Annotated in this window: 12 protein-coding genes; 5 read left to right on the plus strand and 7 right to left on the minus strand. The window is 69.3% G+C overall.

Annotated features, from left to right (window positions below; all coding sequences use genetic code 11):
• Positions 1–43: 43 nt before the first annotated feature.
• Both FF090_RS04295 and FF090_RS04300 read left to right on the plus strand, forming a co-directional pair.
• Positions 44–940, plus strand: a complete 897-nt coding sequence (locus FF090_RS04295) for a dienelactone hydrolase family protein (protein WP_175423516.1) — start codon at positions 44–46, stop codon at positions 938–940.
• A 39-nt stretch (positions 941–979) separates the two neighbouring features.
• Positions 980–2,629: an SH3 domain-containing protein gene (locus FF090_RS04300; RefSeq protein ID WP_138855552.1), complete on the plus strand. Its 1,650-nt coding sequence runs from the start codon at positions 980–982 to the stop codon at positions 2,627–2,629.
• Positions 2,630–2,633: 4 nt separating this feature from the next.
• On the opposite strand, the gene FF090_RS04305 is transcribed toward FF090_RS04300, so the two are convergent.
• Entirely contained in the window at positions 2,634–3,371 is a 738-nt protein-coding gene (locus FF090_RS04305) for a substrate-binding periplasmic protein (RefSeq protein WP_138855553.1), read from the minus strand.
• Between the two features lie 21 nt (positions 3,372–3,392).
• On the minus strand, positions 3,393–4,748 hold the full coding sequence (locus tag FF090_RS04310; protein ID WP_246071506.1) for a cytochrome P450: 1,356 nt from the start codon (positions 4,746–4,748) through the stop codon (positions 3,393–3,395).
• Positions 4,749–4,845: 97 nt separating this feature from the next.
• Between FF090_RS04310 and FF090_RS04315 the strand changes: the two genes are divergently transcribed.
• Complete coding sequence (locus tag FF090_RS04315; protein ID WP_138855554.1) at positions 4,846–5,679, plus strand: helix-turn-helix domain-containing protein; 834 nt, start codon at positions 4,846–4,848, stop codon at positions 5,677–5,679.
• Here FF090_RS04315 and FF090_RS04320 read toward each other — a convergent pair.
• Both FF090_RS04320 and FF090_RS04325 read right to left on the minus strand, forming a co-directional pair.
• Positions 5,661–6,545 (minus strand): ribose-phosphate diphosphokinase, encoded by an 885-nt coding sequence (locus tag FF090_RS04320; protein WP_138855555.1) that lies wholly within the window; start codon positions 6,543–6,545, stop codon positions 5,661–5,663. The two genes, FF090_RS04315 and FF090_RS04320, sit on opposite strands and share 19 nt — an antisense overlap.
• Positions 6,542–8,062, minus strand: a complete 1,521-nt coding sequence (locus tag FF090_RS04325; protein ID WP_138855556.1) for a thymidine phosphorylase family protein — start codon at positions 8,060–8,062, stop codon at positions 6,542–6,544. Before FF090_RS04325 ends, FF090_RS04320 begins: the two co-directional genes overlap by 4 nt.
• Before the next feature lie 148 nt (positions 8,063–8,210).
• Between FF090_RS04325 and FF090_RS04330 the strand changes: the two genes are divergently transcribed.
• Positions 8,211–9,875: a serine hydrolase domain-containing protein gene (locus FF090_RS04330; protein ID WP_175423517.1), complete on the plus strand. Its 1,665-nt coding sequence runs from the start codon at positions 8,211–8,213 to the stop codon at positions 9,873–9,875.
• A 60-nt stretch (positions 9,876–9,935) separates the two neighbouring features.
• Here FF090_RS04330 and FF090_RS04335 read toward each other — a convergent pair whose 3' ends face one another.
• The 3 genes from FF090_RS04335 to FF090_RS04345 all read right to left on the minus strand — a co-directional run bounded on the left by FF090_RS04335 (position 9,936) and on the right by FF090_RS04345 (position 14,325).
• Positions 9,936–10,787, minus strand: coding sequence for an AraC family transcriptional regulator (locus tag FF090_RS04335; RefSeq protein ID WP_138855558.1), 852 nt, complete (start codon positions 10,785–10,787; stop codon positions 9,936–9,938).
• Positions 10,788–10,790: 3 nt separating this feature from the next.
• Positions 10,791–12,125, minus strand: a complete 1,335-nt coding sequence (locus FF090_RS04340; protein ID WP_138855559.1) for a DUF1501 domain-containing protein — start codon at positions 12,123–12,125, stop codon at positions 10,791–10,793.
• A gap of 82 nt (positions 12,126–12,207) precedes the next feature.
• The gene (locus FF090_RS04345; protein WP_175423518.1) at positions 12,208–14,325 is read right to left on the minus strand and encodes a DUF1800 domain-containing protein; all 2,118 of its coding nucleotides are present in this window, start codon (positions 14,323–14,325) and stop codon (positions 12,208–12,210) included.
• Positions 14,326–14,484: 159 nt separating this feature from the next.
• Between FF090_RS04345 and cobA the strand changes: the two genes are divergently transcribed.
• Entirely contained in the window at positions 14,485–15,426 is a 942-nt protein-coding gene (cobA, locus tag FF090_RS04350) for a uroporphyrinogen-III C-methyltransferase (protein ID WP_138855561.1), read from the plus strand.
• Positions 15,427–15,506: the final 80 nt, after the last annotated feature.

Consider the following 15,506-nt stretch of genomic DNA (forward strand, 5'->3'; position numbering starts at 1 on the left):
TGGAAGCATGAATTCGATGGCGAAACTTAGATGGAGGCGGTGGGTGGGCGGTGCTTTGGGGCTTGCCGGGCTGCTCGGCGTGCTGTGGTGGAGCTTGTTTGGGCTCAAGCCCTACGACATCAGCCCAGCCGAATTGCAAGCCCGTTACGCACTGCCTGCACCCGCACCGCTGCGGGTGGAGCGGCGCGCCGGCGATGGGCATAGCGAAGAGCTGGTTCTGCACAGTTTTGACGGCAGCCAGGCTGTGGGTCGCATCGTCTACCCCAGCGATCCGGCCATTGCCACCCAGCCTTTTCCCCTGCTGATCGGGTTGCACGCCATGGGGCGCGCTCACCAGCGCTGGTGGAGTGAGAGTTTCAAGGGCCGACCGACTTTGGAACAGACCCATCGCATCACCGAAGCGGCCCTGGCCCAGGGCTATGCGGTGATGGCCATCGATGCCCGCCTGCATGGCTTGCGCAAGGATGCCAAGGGGCCGGCCAGCAAGCTGATGTGGGACCTGCACCTCTGGGGCGCCCGCGAGCCCTATGAGCGGATGCTCATCGACACCGTGCGCGACCACCGCCTGTTGCTCGACTGGGTGCTGACGCAGCCGAGCCGCTTCGACGCGCGGCGCATTGCCGTGGCCGGCTACAGCATGGGGGGCCAGCTAGCCCTGTTGTGGGGCGGGCTGGACGCTCGCATCCGCGCCATCGCCGCCATCGTGCCGCCGCATGTGGACGACAAGGTGGCGGCGGTGTCGCCCCAGCGCCTGCTGGCCGGTCTGGCGGACAAGCGGGTGTGGTTGCTGACGGCGGACGACGACGAGCACGCCAGCGCGGCGCAGAACCAAGCCCTCTACGAGGCCTTGCCGACGGCGGACAAAAAGCATCTGCGCTTCGCCGGAAACCATTTGCTGCCGCCGAGCTATGTGGCGCAGTTGCAGGGCTGGCTGCCCTGAGGCGCAGCCAGCGCGCACGTCCAATGGCACAGTGCTGGGATGTTGACCCGCGCATGCGCACTCCTTCTGCTGTCCGCCGGGCTCTTGGGTCTTGCTCACGCGGCACCACCCCCCTCGCTCCAGCGCTGGGTGCGGGCCGATGACCTGCGGGTGCGCGAAGGCCCGGGCCCTGAACAGCGTGTGCTGGGGCTGCTGCAGCGCGGCAGTCGCCTGCAACTGTTGGAGCAGAGCGGGGACTACTGCCTGGTGGAGGGCGAGGGCCAGTACGGCCATGTGGCTTGCGAGTACCTGAGCACCGAGCCCGTGGCATGGCCAAGAGCGGGGCAGGGCGATGTGCCGGCCGACCGGCGTTGGGTGGTGGGTGCTGCCGTCACGCTACGGGCCGGCCCCCAGCGCGAGAGCGAGGCCATCGGGCGCCTCGCCTTGAACCAAGCGGTGCAATGGCGGGCGCAGGCGGAAGGCGGCAATGCAGGCCGCAATGCAGCCAGCAATGCAGGCTATTGCGAGGTACAGCCGCTGGACCGCGCCGGCCTGCCTCAGGGCGAGCCCGGCTTCACGGCTTGCCAATACCTGGCCGCGGAGCCGCTGCGTGTGGCGGCCCTGCTCGGCGGGGTGGCGGGCAGCGAGTCGCCTGCGGACCGGGCGCGTGCCTTTTGGTTGCGCCCCAGTTGGCCGGCGCTGCGGGACTACGCGCAAGCCTTGGCCTCCAAGCTACCGCCCGGCTTCAGCGGTCCGTGGCCGGTGGATGCCGAGCTGGAACGCATGAAGGCTCACTTGGCCTTGGGCCTGAAAGGCCCCAAGCCGGAACCCCTACCCGATTGGGAGGCCCTCAAGCGCCTGGCGGCCGCAGCGGCGCAGGCTCTGCCGCTTCCGGAACAGCAGCCCGATGCTCAGCAAGCCGCCGCACGCTTGCGTGAGGTCTTGGGCCTGGACGGGGCGCATGCGCTGGGTCTGGTGCAGGCCCTGGAGCTGCCCCGCGTGTCGCCGTCCTACTTCCGCAGCGAGCTTGAATTGGCCCCGCCCTCCGAAGCGGCGCCGGCCCTGGCCGGGCGCTTCGAGGGCATCTACCGGGTGCAGTTCCGCAAGCGGCCCCTGCGGGAGGAGTCGGGCGCCGGTCTGTATGACATGACCAGCCGGACCGAAGCCCTCACCCGAGCGGTGACACGCGTGCAGCTCTTTCGCGAGGGGCGGCTGGAGAGCCAAGCCAGTCACGCGCGCGCGCAGGAGACCCTTTGGTACGAGGTGGACGGCCCCATGTGCGAGGGCTGGCGCGGGGGCTTTGCCCACGGTTCGTCACCGCCCTCGGCCTGGAAGTTTTTTGACCTCGTCGATGTCAACGGCGGGGCCAGAAAGGCCCGCGAGCAAGCGGAGCATCGGCAGGCCCCCGGTCGTCTCTATGCCTTCTACACGGCCAAGCCCTTGCCCTTGGCGCAGGCAGTGCGAACGGAACAGGCGCACAAGCTGGACCGCCAGGCCACCGGCTTTGTGCGCGCCACACAGCTGAGTTACGACCTGGACGCCGATGGCGTGCCGGACCTGCAGGTTTGGGAAGGCGTGGGGCGAGGACCAGGACATCTGGGGGCCGCGCCGCAGACGGACGACGCCTGGTATCGCCTGGTGTGGGTGAACATCCAGGGGGCCTGGAAGGTCCTGGGCGTTGACGCCTTCGACTACGGCTGCGGCTGCTGATCGCTCAGCCTTGATGCCTCTTGAGCAGGGCCGACCAGCGGCCGCTGCGATGCAGGCGCTCGATGGCCGCCAGGATGGCGGCTTGCCCAGGCCCCGGCCGTTCGGCCACCAGGCAACGGGTTTCGACCTCGTGCACCACGCCCAGCGCGCGCAGGCGAAGGGGCTCGGGTTGACTTCGGTTGTGCGCGGCCAGCGCGTACTCACTGACGATACCCAGCGGCGTGCGGGCGCGGCTCAGCTTGGCCAGCAGGGTGGCCTGATTGGGGGCGTCGTCACGCAGCAGGCGGCCGCGCGCCATGTCGGCCTGCAGGGTGGGGTAGAGGTAGCCATGCACCGTGCCGATGCGCCAACGGGACTGGGCTTGGTAGGCCGCCCAGTCCGCCGGACCACCAGGGGCGGCCACCAAAAGATCGCGCATCACCACCACTGGGGCGCTCCAGCGCTGGGGCTCTACCGGCTCGCCCCACCAGTCGGGGTGGATCAGGCAGTGCAAGTCCACTTCGCCCTTGGACATGGCCGCCGGCGTGCGCAGCGAGGGCAGCTCCACCCAGCGCAGCGTGAGCTTCATTTCGGCCGCGAGTGCCTGCATCAGCTCGGGCAGGATGCCTTGCGGGGGCCGGCCCCTCTGACGCACGACAAAGGGCTCACCCCAGGTTGTGCTCAGGGTGACGCGCAGCTCACTCGTTCCCTGGGGCTTGGCGCTCAGAGGCGCCAATGCAGCCAGGACCTCCCGTCGATCCATGCGCCGCAGTGTAGGCAGCTCCTACCGAGGCCGCAGGTGAATCGGCGGACTCGCTTGGGGCCTGAGCGTCACGCCCAGCTCGACCTTGGGGATCTCGCTGTCCAGGCGCGTCAATTCGTAGCGTTGCAGCAAGCTGGCGGCAATCACCGTCATCTCCAGTTGCGCGAAGTGCTGGCCCAGGCAGACGCGCGGACCCAAGCCGAAGGGCCAGTAAGCGCCACGGGGCACTTCCGGGGCGCCGGGCAGAAAACGCTCAGGCTGAAAGCGTTCGGGTGCGGGCCACCAGCGCGGGTCGTGGTGTTGCACCCAGGGCGTCAACCGCACCAGGGTGCGGGCCGGCAGGCGGATGCCCTGGAATTTAATGTCGCGCGTCAGCCGGCGCGTCATCACGGCAGCCGCGGGCGGGTAGAGGCGCATGGCTTCCTTCAGCGTGGCGTGCAGATAGGGCAGCTCATGGCTCGGTGTGGGGGCTTGGCCCGCAAGCACCGTGTCCACCTCCGCGCGGGCGCGCGCCTGCACCTCGGGGTGGCGGGCCAGTAGCAGGCTCCACCACAGCAGGGCGGTGGCGGTGGTTTCGTGGCCGGCCTGGAAGCTGACGATGATTTGATCGAACAGCTCCTGTTCGCTCAGGGCCGCACCGCTATCGGGGTCGCGCAGCGCACGCAGCATGGCCAGCAGGTCGCTATGGCCGGCGTCATCCGGGCGTGCCATGCCGGCGCGGATCAGTTCGTGCAAGGTGCGCAGGGCGCGACGCTTGGCGGCCTTGCCGGGCAGCGGCAGCCAGTCGGGCAGGGTCATGGGCCAGAACATTTCGCGAAACACGGTGGCGCTCAGCACTTGCGTGGCCGCGGCGCAGCGCGTGGTTTCCGGTCCCGCGCTGCGGCTGAACAGGGTGCGCAGAATCACATCCATGGTCAGGTGGTTGAACAGCGCCGCCATGTCCTGCTCGCCCTGCAGGCCGTCCAGGGCGGCGCGGGTTGCGTCCACCATCAGCTCGCAGTAGCCGGCCACCTTCTTGGGGGTGAATGCGGGCATCAACATGCGACGTTGGCGCTGCCAGGTCGCGCCCTCGGTGACGAGCACGCATTGCCCCATCCCTTCGGCGAATACCTCGGGGCCGCGCTCCCAGCGGATCAATGCGTCCGCATGGTCGATCAGGATCTGGCGCACGCCCTCGGGATGAAAGACATCGACCGCGTGTTCATGCAAGAGGCGCGTGCGCACCAGATCGCCATGGGCCTGCAGACCCTGGGTGTAGCCGAGGTAGTCGCGGCGCATCGCACGCAGCAGGGGCAGGCCCCACCAGCGATCCTTCGGTCCGGGGAGGTCACGCCAGTGCGGCGTGGGCGACTCGGTCTGCATCAGGCTGTGGTTCATGGGGCCATGCTGCCGCTCCGGGGCTGCGAGGTCTTGAACGAAAACGACATGGCCCGGGTGTGGCAATCAGGCGGCCCATAGACGGCAAACTGAGGCCATGTTGAATGACGATGGTGCCTATCTGTGGCTGCCGCCGCTGGACCTGGCCGGCTGCACGCGCGGCGCGATGTTGCGCGACACCACGGGCCTGCCGGTGCAGCCGCGGCGCAGCTACTTTCCGGCTTCGGCCATGGCCAGCCTGGTGTGGTTCTTTGAGGGCGAGACCTGGACCCAGCCCTTGCCGGGCTTTGCCTCCGAGCGCGAGGAATGTGCCCCGCCCATCATCCTGGCCGGTCCCTATACCTTGCCGCTGTGCTCACGCCAACCCCGACCCATTCGCGTGCTGCAGTTGCTGCTGCAGCCTGATGCCTTGCACAGCCTGACGGGGCTTAATCCGGGGGAGCTGGTCAACACCAGCGTGGATGCCCGCAGCGCCTTGCCTGGCGACTGGGCGGATTGGGCGCAGGCCGTGCTGGACCTGGGTGACCCTTGGGCCGCGCTGCCGGCCATCGAGGCCTTTCTGCGTCCGCGCTGGCAGGCTGTGGGCGCCGACCGCCCGGCCGTGCGGCGCTACGCCGACTGGATGGAGGCCTTGGCCCTGCGTGCCGCCGAAACGGCCGGCGGCAAAAGCCTGCGGCAGTTCGAGCGCCGCATCAAGTCCTGGGCGGGTCTGCCCATGCGCGAACTGCGCGGCTTGGCGCGCGCCGAGGCCGCTTTCCATCTGGGAGCGGCCGGCGTGAATTCCCTGGCCGAGCAGGCGGTGGACGCCGGCTACGCCGATCAATCCCACCTGACCCGCGAGACCCGGCGCATCACCGGCTTCCCGCCGGCCGAACTGGCCCAGCGCATCCGCGCGGACGAGGCCTTCTGGCTCTATCGGCTCTGGATGTAGAGCCCCTGCGCCAGCAGGGGCGCAATCGACACCGCATTGCTGGGGTGGGCGATGCAGTCGGTGCTCCAGATCTGACCCACGCCAGCCGCGCGAACGCGGGCTTCGGCATCCTGGGCGAACAGGGCATGGGTGACGGCCACGTCGACCGAGGCGGCGCCCGCCGCTTTGAGCAGCCGGGTGGCTTCGATCAGGGTGCCACCGCTGCTCGCCACATCGTCCAACAGCACCACGGTGCGGCCCGCAAAGCTCCGCGGCGGCAACTGGATGAGTACCTGCCGGTCGCCCTGCCGGGTCTTGCTGCAGACGGCCCATTCCAGATCCGCGGCTTGACCCGCCGCGCTGACCCATTGCTCGGCCTCGCCGTCCGGCGCCAGCAGCAGGGCGCCCGGGCGCTGCGTGGCGACGAACTGGCCCAGCAGCGGCGCGGCCGAAAGGGAGACGCCGCCGCGCAGCACTTCGTCCAGGCGCTGGATGCGGTGCAGATGCGGATCGACGGTGAGCACTGCATCGAAGGCGGTGCCCAGCAGCGAGCCGATATGGCGCTGGCTGACCACCTCGCCGGGGGTGAAGGCGATGTCCTGGCGCATATAGCCCAGGTAAGGGCTGACCAAGCTCAGGCGCTGAGCGCCCAACTCACGGCTGCCCGCGGCCACCAGCAGCAACTCCGCCAGCCGATCGTTGGCCCGCTGCAGGCCACGCAGCAGCACCGTGTGCGCCGGCAAGCTGGGGGGCAGGCGCAGCCGGCTCTCGCCGTCGGGGAAGCGGTGGCTGTCGACCCAGGCGAGCGGGCAGTTCAGCGCGGCGGCCAGGGCTTGGGCCAGCGCGGCCTCGTCGGGCCAGGCGAGCAGGAGTTCGGGACGTTTCATGCTTGGGGTGTGATGCTGAAGCCGCTGTCGGCCTCGGCCAGTTGACGGGCAAAGGCCAGGTCGGCCTCAAAGCGCGCGTGCAGGCGGTAGAGAACCTGTCCGGCCTGCACCGCATCGCCCAGGCGCACGGCCAGGTCGATGCCGGCCTCGGGCACCTGGGGTGCGCCGGCCAGGCGGGCGATGCGCGCCAGGCGCAGGTTGTCGGCGGCCGTCACCACGCCCGTGCGCGGCGCGGTGATGTCCAGTTGCAGCGGCGCCACCGGCAGTGGGCCGGCGCGCTCGCCTTGGGCCTGGATGATGGCCTGCATCTGAGTCAGCGCGCGGCCGCTGTCCAGGATGTCGCGGGCAATGCGGTAGCCGTCGCCGCCACGCACATCGGGGTCGAACTCGATCATGCGGGCCGCCAGCCACAGCGCCTTCTGGCGCAGGTCTTGGGGTGCGCTGGGGTCGTTGCGCAGCACCTGCATCACATCGCGCGCCTCCAGCGCCGGGCCGATGCCGCGGCCGATGGGCTGGCTGCCGTCGCTGACCATCACCTCCAGCTGCAGGCCCAGGCGGGTGGCCACATACTCGAACAGGCGGCGCAGGCGCTGCGCCTCGGGCAGGCTGTGCACCTTGGCACTGGGGCCTACCGGAATGTCCAGCACCAGATGGGTGGAGCCGGCGGCGATCTTTTTGCTCAGGATGGAGGCCACCATCTGGCCGGGTGAGTCGATGGCCAGTGGGCGCTCCACCGCGATCAGGATGTCGTCGGCCGGCGAGAGGTCGGCCGTGCCCCCCCAGGCCAGGCAGCCATGCGTCTGGCGCACGATGGCCTGCAGGCGCTCCAGTGGCAGTTCCACTTCGGCCAGCAGCTCCATGGTGTCGGCCGTGCCGGCCGGGCTGGTGATGGCGCGCGAGCTGGTCTTGGGACACCACATCCCGTGCGCGGTGACGATGGGCACCACCAGCATCGAGGTGCGGTTGCCGGGGATGCCGCCAATGCAATGCTTGTCCACCACCGGCCCGGCGCCAAACTCGGAACGCCAGTCGATGCGCCGGCCGGCGGCGATCATGGCCTCGGTCAGGTGCAGCACCTCGCCGCGGTCCAGTTCGTACTGCTGCGTGGCGACCACGAAGGCGGCCAACTCGATCTTGGAATAACGCGCGGCGGCGATGTCGGCCATCACCGCATGCAGTTCCTCGCGGCCCAGGCGCTCGCCGGCGATCTTGCGCCGCAGAGCGGCCAGCGAGGGCGGGGGCTCGGCATGCTCGATGCGTGCCGCGTGGCCCTCCTCGACCTGCAGGCGGGCAAAGGCCTCTTCCGAGAGACCCAGGTCGCAGGGCGGCACGATCTGCGCGTCCGTCACCACATTGAGCACCGCCGCGATGGTCTGACCATTGGCGTGCACGGTGACCTTGGAGAGCGCCTGAAAGCCTTCGGCGCGCACCACCGGGCAATCGCGGTGCAGGTAGACAACGTTCTCGCGCCAGGTGTCGATGCCCACGCGGCGGATGTGCAGGCTGGGGGATTGCATGCGGGGCACTGTAGCCAGCGATGCCCGGCACAGGCTGATCTGCATCAAGGCCGCTCCATCGGCTGGATCTGCAGGCTGTCGCATCCGTCTGGCCGCGGAGTCCGGGCCTTTGCATGCTGCGCGCCTCTTTCAACTTGCCCGCACGTCCATGACCTTTGCTCGCACGCTGTTGCCGCTGGCCGCCGCCTTGGCCCTTTGTCCTGCTCATGCCGCGGAGCCTGCACTGGACAGTGCGCGCATCGACGCGGTCTTCTCCGCCTTCACGGACAGCACGCCGGGCTGTGCGCTCAACATCAACCGCCATGGGCGCAGCGTGTACGCCAAGGGCTATGGCCTGGCCGATCTGAACCATGGCGTGCCGATCCGCCCCGACACGGTGTTCGACATCGGGTCGACTTCCAAGCAGTTCACGGCCTTGTCGCTGCTGCTGCTGGAGCAGGACGGCAAGCTCAAGCTCGACGACCGACTGGATCAGCACCTGCCCGAACTGGCCACGACCTTCGCGCATCCCATCACGCTGCGCCAGTTGCTCAACCACACGGCGGGCTTGTCGGACTACAACATCCTGCTCAGCCTGGCCGGCCACGGGGAAGCCGATGTCACCGGCAACGAAGAGGCCCTCAAGGTCATCCGCGCCGTTCCCGAGCTGATGTTCAAGCCCGGCACCCAACAGGCCTATAGCAACACCGGCTACTTCCTGGCCGCGCTGGTGGCCGAGCGCGTCAGCGGCCAGAGCCTGGATGCCTTTTTGCAGGCGCGGGTATTCAAGCCCCTGGGCATGAAGGACAGCCATGTGCGCACCGACCACACGCAAGTCGTGGCTCGCCGCGCCAGTGCCTATGCGCCGGGCGAGACGGGTTTCGCCATCGCCATGTCCAACTGGAACCAGGCCGGAGATGGCGCCATCCAGAGCACGGTGCAGGATCTGGCGCGCTGGGATGCCGAACTGGCCTCCCCCAAGGTGATCGCGCCGGCCTTGATCAAGGCGCTGCGCACGCCCGGTCAGCTGGCCGATGGCAAAGCGATTCCTTATGGCTTGGGCCAGTCGGTCGACAGCTACAAGGGCGTAGCGCGCGTTCATCACAGCGGCGCCTGGGCCGGCTACCGGGCGCTGACCGCGCACTACCCCGAGCAAGGTCTGGGTCTGGCCCTCACTTGCAACGGGGCCCAGATCAACCCCGACCAACTCGGTACCCGCTTGGCCGATGTGCTGCTGGGCCCGGCATTGACCTCGTCAACCCCGGCCGCCTCAGGTGCTGTGTCGGCGCCGGTCGCCGCCGCGACGGACTTCAAGGCCTTGGAGGGGCGCTATCTGGACATGGCCCAGGCCCGCGTGATCCGCATCGAGCCCCATCCGCAGCAGCCGGGGCAGTGGGCCTTGGTGACCGGACCGGGTGTGACCCAGTTGGTGGGCTTGGGGGCGCGGGAAGTGCAGACCGTCAGCGGGCTGACCCGACTGAGTCTGTCGACCGATGGCCGCGAGATGGAACTGCGCCGCCCGCGCGAAGGCAGCCGCAGCGTGCTCAAGCGTCTGGGGCAGAACCCGCCGGACGCCGCCCAGCGGCAGGCCTGGGTGGGGGCCTATCGGCACCCGGGCTTGGGCACCGCCTGGACGGTGGAAGCCACGGCCGATGGCAAGTTGCGCCTTAAGGGGCGTGGCCTGCCGCCGGACAACGAGCTGGAGTTGGTGGGTGACGATCTGGCGCTGAACGACGCCTTCGTGCTGCAGCTGCAGCGCGATGCCAAGGGCCGCCCGCAGGCCTTTGTGCTGCGCAACGCCCGCCTGCCGGAGCTGCGTTTCGAGCGCGGTTGATTCCGGGTGTTTTGACGGTCAGCGCGCCAGTCCAGACCGTGGGTCTGGACTGAGGCCGGGTCAGTGTGAGCCCAGGTCGCCGGGTTGGTAGATCCAGGGCAGCGGGCTGTTGTGCAAGGCCGGAAGCAGCGCCTGGGTCTTCAGGCCGGCCAGGCTCTGGAACTCGCGCCGCATGTGGCTGGCATCGCAGTAGCCCAGCCGTAGCGCCAGATCGTCGAGGTCGGCGGCGCGTCGCATGCGTGGTTGGCGCTCAAGGGCCTTCAGGCCCTGATGGAGTCGCAGCAGGCGCAGTACCCTCTTTGGGGGCGCGCCCAGGTGCCGCTGTATCAGCCGTTGCAACTGACGCGCGCTCACGCCTTGCTGTCGGGCCCAAGTGTCGACATCCGTTGGCAGTGGGTCCGTCGGTAGCACGGGGGCAGACCAGGGGCGTCGGCTGGCCACGCCCTGCAACCACCCTTGCACCCAGTTCTCCAGATGCCAGACCTGTCGGGCCAGGCTCACCGGTTCTTGCAGTCCCCGCAGCAGTGCCTGTCCGTCGATCATCGGGAACTGGCCCACCAAGGCCTCCCGATGATCCACCCAGCGCACCGCCGGCTCATTCAAGGCCCAGGGCAGCACCCCGGGCTTGAACAGCATCGTGCTCACGGCCGGCTCGCCCCCATAGCTGCGGCGCACGGGCCGCAAGCGCGGGCCACTGAACTCCAATGGAGCCAGGGCCTGTCCGGACTCCGCGTCCATCAGGCTGCCGGCACTCACGATGGTGAGTGCGCCGAATAGATGGGCCGGAAAGCCCTGCTCCTGCGGGGGCGGTGGAGCGGCGGGGTCGGGCCGTCGCAGCGCGATGGCGTGCACATAAGGCGCCAGGGCCTCACCCGGTGTGATGAGCCAGACCCGGCTGCCTCGCAGACCCATCGTTCAACCCCCCATAAAGCCCAGGTCCTGCGGCGCAAACGCCGGCAGATTGGGAAACGCATTGGCCAGTCCTTGCGCATCGGCACCGAACCAGCGTGCCAGTGTGGCGCCAAATTGCTCCAGTGAGGTGCTGGGAATCAGCGCGCCGCGGCTGCCGGAGTCGTCGGGGCCGCCCAGGGCCGGGAAGGGGAAGCGGCCGTAGACCTGGCCGCCGCGCACCGCGCCGCCCAGCACCAGGTGGTGGTTGCCCCAGCCGTGGTCGCTGCCGCTGCCGCTGGGCTGCAGGCTGCGGCCGAACTCACTCTGGGTGAAGGTGGTGACCGATTGGGCCAGGCCGAGCTCTTGCGTGGCGGCGTAAAACGCCGCCAGGGCCTCGCCCACCTGGCGCAGCAGATCCCAGTGCTGCCAGCTCTGGGCGCCATGGGTGTCGAAGCCACCGATCTGCACAAAGAACACTTGGCGCCGCATGCCCACGCTTTGGCGCAGGGCCATCACCCGGGCCACTTGCTGCAGTTGGCGGCCCAGATCGGTGCCGGGGAAGACGGTGTTGATCGTTCCCGAGCCACCGCTGCGCAGCAGCGCGCCCAGGCTGAGGGCATCGCGTCGCACCTGGTTGGCGGCCTGCACGAGGCGGGCGCCGCCGTCCAAGGCCAGGATCTCGTTGAGGGCCTGGCTGCGGGCCGCGCTGGCTGTGGCCGGCCAGGTGTTCATGCCGTCGGGTTCGAGATTGAAGCCCGGGATCAGGCTGGCGGCGGGCACCTGAACGCCATTGGTGAACAGCGCCGCGCCCGACATCGAGACGGCGGCGGGAAAGCGCGCGCTGCCGTTGCGACTCAGCACGGCATCGGCGCACCGCCCGCCCCAGCCGGTGCCGCCGCCACTGCCATTGCCGGCTTGGGTGAGTTGGGCCTGGTCGGGGTGCGAGAAGAGCTGGGCCGGCAGGGTGGCGGTGCCGGCCAGCATTTGCGCGCGGGTGGTGGGCGCCAGCAACGGGCCCATATTGGCGATGGCCGCCAGTCGGCCCTGTGCCCAGAGCGGGTGGATGGCCTGCAGGCCGGAGTTCAGGGCGAAGGCCTGGCCTTGCGGGGTGCGAATCGGCAACAGGGTGGCCGAGCCATCGGGCAAGGCCAGCGCGCCGCGCAGTCGCCGGTACTCGGCGTAGGCGGTGGCTTCTTGTGGCACCAGCAGGTTGTGGCCGTCGCAGCCGCCGGCCATGAAGACGCAGACTAGGGCCTTGTAGTCTTCGGTGCTTTGCGCCTGGGCGCTGAGGGCGGGCGCGGCGGTTAGCGCGCAGGCCGCGCGCAGCAGGGCGCGGCGGGTGGTGTGGGGAGTTTTCATGGCGATTCCTTTTTGCCGGATGCCCGCGCCGGGAGCGCGGGACTTGCGGTGGGCGTGCAGCGCTTGAGGGTGGGTCTATCGATCAGTGCTGGACCGCATGGAAGCCGGACAGCAGCGTCAGGTACAGGGCCGTGCGCAGGCGCTGGGTGGCATCGGGCTGGGCATTGATGGCCGTGGCCAGGCTCTGGCGCATGGCGGCCGGCATGCGGCCCCACAGCAGGTTCTGGTCCACGGCATTGATCAGCGCGGTGGTGTCCGAGGCGACGGCCGTGTAGGGAGTCAGATCGATCCGCATCTGCGTGCCCGGTTGGCTCAGCAGGCCCCACAGGACGTTGCCACGCAGGGTGGCCTCGGTCGGGGTGTAGATCTGGAACTCGGGCGCGGCCAGCGTGCTCTGCGGCAGCCGGAAGAGTTGGGCGTAGTGGCCGAACACCGAGGGCGGGGTCAGGGGGCGCTGACCGGTGCGACCGAGTTCCCAACTCAGGTTGTTGCCGGCCTGGAAGCCGCCGCCCAGCGCGCGCAGGGTGGCGGCGAGGTGTTGCAGCGGATCGCGCAGGCGGCCGTCGTTCGGGCCCAGGGCGTCGTTGCGGGCTTCAGGGTCGAGCAGGATGGCACGCACCACCGCGCGCAGATTGCCGCGCTGGCCCTGGCCGTCGTTGGTGAACACGGTGGCCACGCGCTGCACATAGGCCGGGCTGGGATTGCTTTTGACCAACTGACGGATCAGGCGCAGGGCCATGAAGGGCGGCACATTGGGGTGTTGGTAGACGCAGTCCAGGGTGGCGCGCAGGTCCGCTTCGGCCCCTTGGTTGGCCGGCAGATTGCAGCCCAGGAAGCTCTTGGCGCGCAGGTCATGGTTGATGTCGCGCGGCACCAGCGGGGCGCTGAAGTTCTCCCAGTTGTTATTGCCGCTGCCGGTGTAGGTCCAGCCGGTCAGGGCCAGGGCCACCTGCTGCAGGGTGGCTTGGTCGTAGGTAGGCTGAGGGCGGCCGGCAAGATCCAGCTGGGGTGTGCCATCCATGTTCAGGCGCACCAGGCCGATGCTGAAGAGCTGCAGCAGTTCGCGGGCAAAGTTTTCGTTGGCGGCCGAGCCCCCCAGGGGGCGGTTGCTGTTGGCCAGGTCCAGGTATTTGCCCATCTGCGCGCTGCGCGTCACCTCCTCCAGCAGGGTGCGGTAGTTGCCGAAGGCATGCCGGCTCAGGGTGCGCAGGTGCGGCACCAGTTCATCGGGGTAGATGTTCTTGTTGGCGGAGATCACCAGCACCTGGGCCAAGGCGTAGGCCACGCGCTGGCGCAGTTGATCGGGAGCGTCGGTCAGGCGTTGCAGGAACTGCGCCGCCACCGCGTTCATGCTCTGGCCGCCCGGGTTGTCGATGGCTGTCTCGGGCATCAGGAACTGCTGGTTCAGCCAGGCCTCGGTGCCCAGCTGACGCAGCTGCGCGACGGAGCTGGCATTGGGGCCGAAGCTGGCTTGTTCCAGGAAGCGCGCGGCGGCCAGAGAGGCGGTGCCGGTGCCCGGCGGGACAGGCGCTGGGGCTGGGGCTGGGGCGGGAGCGGGCGCTGGAGCCGGAGCCGGTGTGCTGTCGACCGCCAGCCGCAGCACCTCCGATCCGATGGCGCCCGCTCCGGTGGCCCAGACCTGCACGGCCTGCGTGCTGCCGGCCCACGTGCTGGGGGCCACGCCGCTGACGCGGATCTGCGTGGCCGAGAGCCACTGCGGGCTCAGGGTCTGGTCGCCCACGCGCACGCTCAGGCCATTGGCCGGGAAGGCGGCGCCATTCAGGGTCAGGGTGTAAGCCCCCAGCGGCAGGCGGCTCGGCAGACTGCCCCAGAGCCGCGGCTGCACCTGCGTGATGTTCAGGCGCACGCTGCCCTCGCGGTCCGGGTAAGCGGTGCTGCGAGCACTCACCGTCACCACATTGCTCGGCTGGGGCACCAGAGCCGGCGCGGTGTAGCGGCCCTGGGCGTCGATGGTGCCCACCAGCGCATTGCCGCCCGGCAGGCCATTGACCCGCCACTCCACGCTGCTGGGCGAGAGCGGCACGTAGGCGGTGAGCTGGCGCTGGCTGCCCACGGGCAGGCTGCCGTCGCTGTAGACGGTGATGGTTTGCGCTTGGGCGGTGCTGAGCAGGATCAGGCTCAGTCCCAATCCCCCCAAGCTCAGAACGGGCGGGCGGGGGCAGCAGAGGGGCAGTGGCATCGTGAACTCCTGGGAGTAGCGGGCAATGCGCCTGGAACAGCAACCACCGTGCCAGGTCTGCCTAGCGGCAGGTCTCATCGTCTTGACGGCCCATCGGCATCCGATCGGCGAAAAAACGCGACACGGCTCGCGCGCAGCGCCCGCCAGGCAGTGACCCAAATGGGCGCCTGGCGACAGAACTGGGCGCCCTGGCCGGGCTTGACGCAGTTCAAGGAAGCCCGACGGGGGGCTGGACAAGATGCCGGCATCCCTGTGGAGCTGCCTGTGAGCGATCTGCGCGAACCCCTGCAATTTCTGAAGGCTCCGGCACCAGCGCCCGCGTTCGCCCCTGGCCATGTCACCCTGATGGGCGCCGGCCCCGGCGACCCCGATCTTCTGACCGTGAAGGCCGCGCGCATCCTGGCGCAGGCCAAGCTGGTGCTCTACGACCAATTGGTGGACATGGCCATCCTGAACCTGTTGCCGGCCGACGCGGATCGGGTGTTCGTGGGCAAGGCGGCGGGCCGCCATTCACTCAAGCAGGACGCCATCATCGAGTTGATGCTGCAGCTCGCCTTGGCGGGGCGTTCCCTGGTGCGGCTCAAAGGCGGCGACCCCTACATCTTTGGGCGCGGTGGCGAAGAGGCCCAGGCCTTGGTGCAGGCCGGCGTGCCCTTCGAGGTGATCCCGGGCATCAGCGCGGCCCAGGCCGCAGGTGCGCTGGCGGGCATGCCGCTGACGCACCGTGACCATGCGCAGACCTTGATCTGGACCACCGGCCATTTGCGCGAGGACGGCCAGGGCGAACCCAGTGTGGATCTGGACTGGGATCTGCTGGCCCGACCGCGTCAGACCGTGGCCATCTACATGGGCCTGGGCGCCTTGCCGGTGATCAGTCGCGAACTGATCGCCCAGGGACGCAGCCCGGACACCCCGGCTGCGCTGATCGAGCGCGCCAGCCGACCGGAAATGCGCACCGTGGTGGGCACCTTGCAGAGCCTGCCGTCATTGGCGCTGACCGAAGGGGTGAAATCCCCGGCGCTGATCCTCATCGGGGACGTGGTGATGCTGCACCATGCCTTGGCCACTCCTGTCAGCGCCGGGGCGGGTGTCTCGCGGTAGCGCCTGACGGGACGCGGGGGCGCGCCAGCCAGCGCTTGTGAAGACCCCCTTGGCAAGCGGGAGCAGAGTCCGCAGCATGC

It is taken from the genome of Inhella inkyongensis (genome assembly GCF_005952805.1).
In the GTDB taxonomy this organism is placed as follows: domain Bacteria; phylum Pseudomonadota; class Gammaproteobacteria; order Burkholderiales; family Burkholderiaceae_C; genus Inhella; species Inhella inkyongensis.